Below are 6,152 nucleotides of genomic sequence, written 5' to 3'. Positions count from 1 at the left end.
TGGTGGTGCACGAGGCGTTGGAGACGATGGCCTGGCCGGCGTAGGTCTTGTCGTTGACGCCGAAGACGAACATCGGGGTGTCGTCCTTGGACGGGGCCGACAGGATCACCTTCTTCGCGCCCGCATCGATGTGCTTCTGCGCGGTGTCCTTGGTCAGGAACAGGCCGGTGGATTCGATCACCACGTCCACGCCGACTTCGTCCCACTTCAGGTTGGCCGGATCGCGTTCCTGGGTCAGGCGGATCTTCTTGCCATTGACCAGCAGGTCGCTGCCGGCGACCTCGACGTCGGCCTTGAAGCGGCCATGCACCGAGTCGTACTTCAGCATGTAGGCCAGGTAGTCCGGCTCCAGCAGATCGTTGATGGCGACGATTTCGATGTCATTGCCGAAATTCAGCACGGCCGAGCGAAGCACATTGCGACCGATGCGACCGAAACCGTTGATGCCAACCTTGATTGCCATGTTCACACGCTCCTGCAGCCGCGACGGTGCGGCGCCGATGGAAAGGGATCCCCATTCTAGCAGGGCCGAACCGGGCCGGGCCGGCGCGGGGCCGATGGGAAGCGGTTACACGGCTGAAATGAGCAGATTGATCCGGATCAAGGCGCGGCGGGCACGCGGCGGGAAAACTGGCCCCATTCCACCCGCAACGAGACCGCCTCATGCGCAAGACCTCCCCCCTCCTGCTGGCCCCCCTGGCCGCCGCCCTCGCCCTGGCCACCGCGCCGGCCATGGCCCAGTCCAAGGGCGACTGGACGCTCGGTGCCGGCGTGCACCAGGTCGCCCCCAAGTCCAACAACGGCACGCTGGCCGGCGGCACCCTGAAGGTGGATGTCGACAAGGACATCAAGCCGACGATCACCGGTGAGTACTTCATCGCCGACAACTTGGGGATCGAGCTGCTGGCGGCACTGCCGTTCAAGCACGACATCAACATCGGCGGCCTGGGCAACGTGGGCAGCACCAAGCACCTGCCGCCGGTGATTTCGCTGCAGTACCACTTCAACGGCAAGGGCAAGGTGTCCCCGTTCGTGGGTGCCGGCATCAACTACACCACCTTTTTCAGCGAGAAGACCGGCGGTGCGCTGGCGGGCAACACGTTGAAGCTGGAAGATTCGTGGGGCCTGGCCGCACACGCGGGCGTGGATTTCGCGATCAGCGACAAGGGCGCACTGCGCGTGGACGTGCGCTGGATGGACATCGACAGCAAGGTGAAGCTCAACGGCGAAAAGATCGGCACCGTCAACATCGACCCGCTGGCCTACGGCGTGTCCTACGTGTTCAAGTTCTGATCGGCGGATCAGGACTGACAAGCGCAACACCCCTCGCAGCACGCGTTCATCCCCGGCCTCGGCCGGGGATTTTTTTATCCCGCGTCCCCGCAGCGGGTAGAGCCACCCCATGGGCGGCTGCACGCGATGCACCCCGTCAGGTAGAGCCACCCCATGGGTGGCTGCACGCGATGCACGACCGGAGGCAGCCCCCAATGGGGTGGCTCTACCCAGGCGAAAGAAGATGCATTGCCGCCGCCTGCGCATGCAACGCGGCGGTATCGAACAAGGGCACCTCGGCATCGTTGTCGCCGACCAGCAGCATGATTTCCGTACAACCAAGGATGATCGCCTGTGCGCCCTGCTCGACCAGGCGCTGCATGACCTGGCGATAGACCTGCCGGGATGCGTCATGCACCTGCCCCCGCACCAGTTCCTCGTAGATGATCCGGTGCACCTGCGCGCGGTCGTCGGCGTCGGGCACCAGCACCTCAAGCCCGTGCCGCTGCGCCAGCCGCACCCGGTAGAAATCCTGCTCCATGGTGAACGCAGTGCCGAGCAGCCCCACCCGGGTCAGCCCGCGTGCGCGGATGGCCTCGCCCACCGGGTCGGCGATGTGCAGCAGCGGCACGCCGACCGCGGCCTGCACCTCTTCGGCCATCAGGTGCATGGTGTTGGTGCAGATCACCAGTGCGGTGGCGCCAGCCGCTTCCAGCCGTCGCGCCACCGCGACCATGGCCTCGGTGGCCGCGGCCCAGTCGCCGGCGCGCTGCAGGGCTTCGATATCGGCGAAGTCGAAGGACCACAGCAGCAGCCGCGCCGAATGCATCGGCCCCAGGGCGTCGCGCACCTGCTCGTTGATCATCCGGTAGTACTGCGCCGAACTCTCCCAGCTCATCCCGCCGATCAGGCCCAGTACCTTCTGCACGGCCCCACTCCCCTTGATGATGTCCGGCCAGCCTAGCGCCCCGCGCAGCCGCCAGCCAGATCCGGGCAAGCCACCCCGCGGGCAGCGGGCTAGAATGCGGACGATGAAAATCGCTTCCCTGCTTCCGGCCACCGCCCTGGCGCTGGCCCTCACCCTGGTTTCCACCGATGCACTGGCCTGGGGCGCGCAAGGCCACCGCCTGGTCGCCCGTATCGCCCAAACCCGCCTCACCCCGGCCGCACAGGCCGAGGTGGACCGCCTGCTGGCCAGCGAGCCGGATCCGACCCTGTCGGCGATCGCGCCGTGGGCCGACCAGCTGCGCGCCAAGGACCCCGGCCTGGGCCGGCGCTCGGCCGGCTGGCACTACGTCAACATCGGCGAGGACGATTGCCACTACACGGTGCAGAAGCACTGCAAGGGCGGCAACTGCGTGGTCGAGGCGCTCAAGGCGCAGACCGCCATCCTCGGCGACCGCAGCCGCCCGGACGCCGAGCGCGCCCAGGCGCTGAAGTTCGTGGTGCACTTCACCGGCGACATCCACCAGCCGATGCACGCCGGCTACGGCCACGACAAGGGCGGCAACGACTTCCAGGTCCAGTTCAACAACCGCGGCACCAACCTGCATTCGCTGTGGGACAGCGGCATGCTCAACGAGCTCGGCCTGGACGATGACCGCTACCTGGCACGCCTGCTCGCGCTGCCGGCGCCCAAGGTGGGCAAGCGCTCCAGCATCGGCACCGATGCGGTGCAGTGGGCCGAGGCCAGCTGCCGTATCGCCATCGCACCTGGCGTTTACCCGCCCAAGCGTACGCTGGGTGCCGACTACACCGCCACCTACCGCCCCATCGCCGAGCAGGAACTGCGCCTGGCCGGCGAGCGCCTGGCGGTGCTGCTCAACGCCACCCTGGGCAAACGCTGAGGCCAGACCATGTCACTGCACGTCGCCAGCTTCTTCCACCCCGACAGCCATACCTTCAGCTACGTGGTGCACGACCCGGCGACGCGGCAGGCGGCAGTGATCGACCCGGTGCTGGACTACGACCCGGACACCGACGCGCTGGGTGCCGGGCCGCTGCAGCCCTTGCTGGCACACGTGCACGAAGCGAAGCTGGCGGTGCGCTGGCTGCTGGAAACCCATGCCCACGCCGACCACGTCAGTGCCGGCCGCTGGCTCAAGGCGGCCTGGCCGCAGGCCACCCTGGCCATGGGCAGCGGCATCGTGCAGGTGCAGCGCACCTTCGCCCCGCGCTATGCGCTGGCCGTGCCCACCGACGGCTCGCAGTTCGACCACCTGTTCGCCGACGGTGAGCACTTCGCACTGGGCGAGATCGCCGCGGAGGTGATCGCCGTGCCCGGGCACACCAGCGACAGCGTGGCCTACCGCATCGGCGATGCGGTGTTCACTGGCGATTCGCTGTTCATGCCCGATGGCGGCACCGCGCGTTGTGACTTCCCCGGCGGGGACGCGGGCCAGTTGTACCGCTCCATCCAGCGGCTGCTGGCCCTGCCCGATGCCACCCGCGTGTTCATCTGCCACGACTACGGCCCCGGCGGGCGTGCGGTCGCCAACCAGACCACCATCGGCGCGCAGCGCGCGCACAACATCCACCTGCGCGACGGGGTGGGCGAAGCCGAGTTCATCGCCACCCGCCAGGCACGCGATGCCACGCTGGCCGAGCCGAAGCTGATGCATCCGTCGGTCAAGGCCAACTTGCAGGGCGGGCCCACGCCGGACCGACGCGACTGACCGGCAGCCCCCACGGCCGCCGGGTTGATCAGCGGCCCTGCCGGCGCACCACGTGCTGGCCGTGCACGATTTCAAACGTGAAGGCATACAACAGGCTCACCGCGACCGGCTGCACCTGCTCGGCGCCCCGGCAATCCCCGCTGGCATCGGGCACCTGCCCCACCGCGTAGCGGCATACCGCCGCCGGGGTGTAGCGCCATTGCGCGACGGCGGCCTGTGCGGCGCGCAGCAGCGGTGCGTTCTCCGCTGCTGCACCGGCGCTGCACTCGGGCCGATCGGTCAACGCCACGCTGCGCTCGACCCTGCCCTCGGCGGTCACCACCACCTGCAGGCAGACCACGGTCGGCGCCAGTTCGCGGCGCGGATCGCTGGCCCCCACCACCGGGTCCGGCGCGGCATACAACTGCGGCATGCGGTAGCCCTCGCGAGGCTGCAGCGTGTACGCCTGCACCTGGCCGCTCCCGCCGCCGCCATCGGCATGCAGCCGCTGCAATGCGACGTTCTCGCTGCGGGTGTCCACGGTGGTCTGCGTGGGGTGGCCGGCACAGCCGGCCACCAGTACCGCCGCCAGCAGGGTCAGCGCCTGCCTCATGGCGCCGGCTTGGATTCGTTCAATTCGAACGTCATCGGGATCTTCAGCGCCGAGGCGACCGCCTTGCCGTCCTTGCGCGCCGGCTCGAAGGTCCATCGCTGGGCGGCCGCAACCGACGCCTCGTCGAATACGCCGGCCGGGGTGGAACTGAGCACGCGCACCTCGCTGGGCCGTCCGTCGGCACCGATCTCCACGCGCAGCACCACCTGGCCCGACAGGCCCTGCTCGAACGCGCCGCGCGGATACGTCGGCGGGGCCATGTCACGCGCCTTGGCCGGCACATCGACATCGGCGGCCTTGCCCGGCGCGCTCGTGCCGGCCGCCGGTTCGGCGCTGATCGAGGGCGTGACCGCCCCGCCCTGGCTGGCCCAGGCCACTGCCGCCAGCCCGACGCTCACCCCTACCACCAGCACCTGGCCGGCTATCCACGGCAGTGCTTTCCGCTTGTGTTCCTTCAACATGGCAATACGCTCCTTCAACATCGGTTGGCTGCGCCAGTGGCAGGCCATCGGCGCAACCGGGTGGACCAACTGCGCCTTCAGCAGCGCGTTGGCGTAGAGCCGGCGCAGGGCCGGGTGTGGATCGACGGTGCGCGCATCGCAGGCCAGTTCCTGGTCGCGCAGGAAGGCGCGCGCGGCCCACGGCAGCAACGGGTGGAACCAGAACACGCAGCGCAGCGCCGCCAGTGCGGCATTGGCCCACGGGTCGCCGTGGCGCCGATGGCTGTGTTCGTGCTGCAGGATCAGGTCCTGCTCGGCGGGGCTGAAGTCCTGTTCGAAACGGGGGCCGACCACGATGCGCGGCGACCACAGCCCCACCAGCGCCGGCAGGCCGGGATCGGCACTGGCCCGCCAACTGCCATCCCCCCGCGGCTGCAGGTGGCCCAACGCCCGCTCGAAACGCTGCTGGGCGCGCCAGCTGGCCAGGCCCATGCCCAGCGCGCCGGCCGCCCAGGCCACCAGCAGCAGCCACGGCCAGGCGGACGCGGGCGAGGCCACCACCGGCGCGGTCCACGCCGCGGCGGCGGCCAGCATCGGCAGCGCCTCGCCTACCGGCGCAAGCGGCAGTGGCAAGCGCAGTGCCAGCAGCAGCGCCGGCACGCACCACCAGCTGCGGTAGACCAGCGCCGCCCCGCCCAGGCGCAGCAGCAGCGGGCGCAACACGCCCAGCAGCAGCACGGTGATCGCCAGCCAGACGCTGGCCTGCAGCAGGCCGTTGAGCAGCTCAGTCATGGTCCAGGCCCTCGATGAGCGCCTTCAGTTCGGCGATGTCCTGCGCGCTCAGTTGCCCGCGCTGGCTGAAATGGGCCACCAGCGGTGCCACGCGGCCCTCGAACAGCTTGTCCAGCAGCCCGCTGCTCTGCTCGGCCACCCACGCCTGCCGCTGCAGCACCGGCGAGTACAGGTAGCGGCGGCCATCGCGGCTGGCACTGATCGCGCCCTTGGTCAGCAGCCGGTTGAGCAGGGTCTTGATGGTCGGCTCGGCCCAGTCGCGCCCGGCCAGGGCCGCCACCACCTCATCGGCCCCCAACGGATGTTCGCGCCACAACACGTCCATCACCACGGCTTCGGCTTCGCTGATCTGGGTCATCATTTACATCCGTAATCGACAAT

General features: G+C 69.2%; 8 protein-coding genes. 3 read left to right on the top strand and 5 right to left on the bottom strand.

Annotation, left to right across the window (positions count from 1 at the left end; all coding sequences use genetic code 11):
* Positions 1 to 463 (bottom strand): glyceraldehyde 3-phosphate dehydrogenase NAD-binding domain-containing protein (locus RSA25_RS11170; RefSeq protein WP_332808956.1); only part of this gene is annotated, 463 nt, incomplete at its 3' end.
* A 200-nt stretch (positions 464 to 663) separates the two neighbouring features.
* Between RSA25_RS11170 and RSA25_RS11165 the strand changes: the two genes are divergently transcribed.
* Entirely contained in the window at positions 664 to 1,293 is a 630-nt protein-coding gene (locus tag RSA25_RS11165) for an OmpW family outer membrane protein (RefSeq protein WP_332808955.1), read from the top strand.
* Between the two features lie 205 nt (positions 1,294 to 1,498).
* Here RSA25_RS11165 and RSA25_RS11160 read toward each other — a convergent pair whose 3' ends face one another.
* A complete protein-coding gene (locus RSA25_RS11160) occupies positions 1,499 to 2,200 on the bottom strand; it encodes an aspartate/glutamate racemase family protein (RefSeq protein ID WP_332808954.1) in 702 nt (233 codons plus the stop codon).
* 103 nt (positions 2,201 to 2,303) lie between these two features.
* Here RSA25_RS11160 and RSA25_RS11155 point away from each other — a divergent pair, with 103 nt between their 5' ends.
* Together RSA25_RS11155 and RSA25_RS11150 are read left to right on the top strand one after the other, a co-directional pair.
* Positions 2,304 to 3,119 (top strand): S1/P1 nuclease, encoded by an 816-nt coding sequence (locus RSA25_RS11155; protein ID WP_332808953.1) that lies wholly within the window; start codon positions 2,304 to 2,306, stop codon positions 3,117 to 3,119.
* 9 nt (positions 3,120 to 3,128) lie between these two features.
* Entirely contained in the window at positions 3,129 to 3,947 is an 819-nt protein-coding gene (locus RSA25_RS11150) for an MBL fold metallo-hydrolase (protein WP_332808952.1), read from the top strand.
* 28 nt (positions 3,948 to 3,975) lie between these two features.
* Here the strand turns inward: RSA25_RS11150 and RSA25_RS11145 are convergent, their stop codons facing one another.
* Genes RSA25_RS11145 through RSA25_RS11135 form a run of 3 tightly spaced genes read right to left on the bottom strand, consistent with a single transcriptional unit; the run spans position 3,976 to position 6,129 of the window.
* Positions 3,976 to 4,539, bottom strand: coding sequence for a hypothetical protein (locus tag RSA25_RS11145; RefSeq protein WP_332808951.1), 564 nt, complete (start codon positions 4,537 to 4,539; stop codon positions 3,976 to 3,978).
* Positions 4,536 to 5,771, bottom strand: coding sequence for a TonB family protein (locus RSA25_RS11140; RefSeq protein WP_332808950.1), 1,236 nt, complete (start codon positions 5,769 to 5,771; stop codon positions 4,536 to 4,538). The genes RSA25_RS11145 and RSA25_RS11140 overlap by 4 nt, the downstream gene beginning before the upstream one ends.
* Complete coding sequence (locus RSA25_RS11135; protein WP_332808949.1) at positions 5,764 to 6,129, bottom strand: BlaI/MecI/CopY family transcriptional regulator; 366 nt, start codon at positions 6,127 to 6,129, stop codon at positions 5,764 to 5,766. The genes RSA25_RS11140 and RSA25_RS11135 overlap by 8 nt, the downstream gene beginning before the upstream one ends.
* Between the last annotated feature and the right edge of the window lie 23 nt (positions 6,130 to 6,152).

This window comes from Stenotrophomonas sp. (assembly GCF_036662295.1).
Lineage (GTDB): Bacteria > Pseudomonadota > Gammaproteobacteria > Xanthomonadales > Xanthomonadaceae > Stenotrophomonas.
The sequence above is the reverse complement of the archived record's forward strand: the minus strand, read 5'-3'. Positions and strand labels throughout refer to the sequence as shown.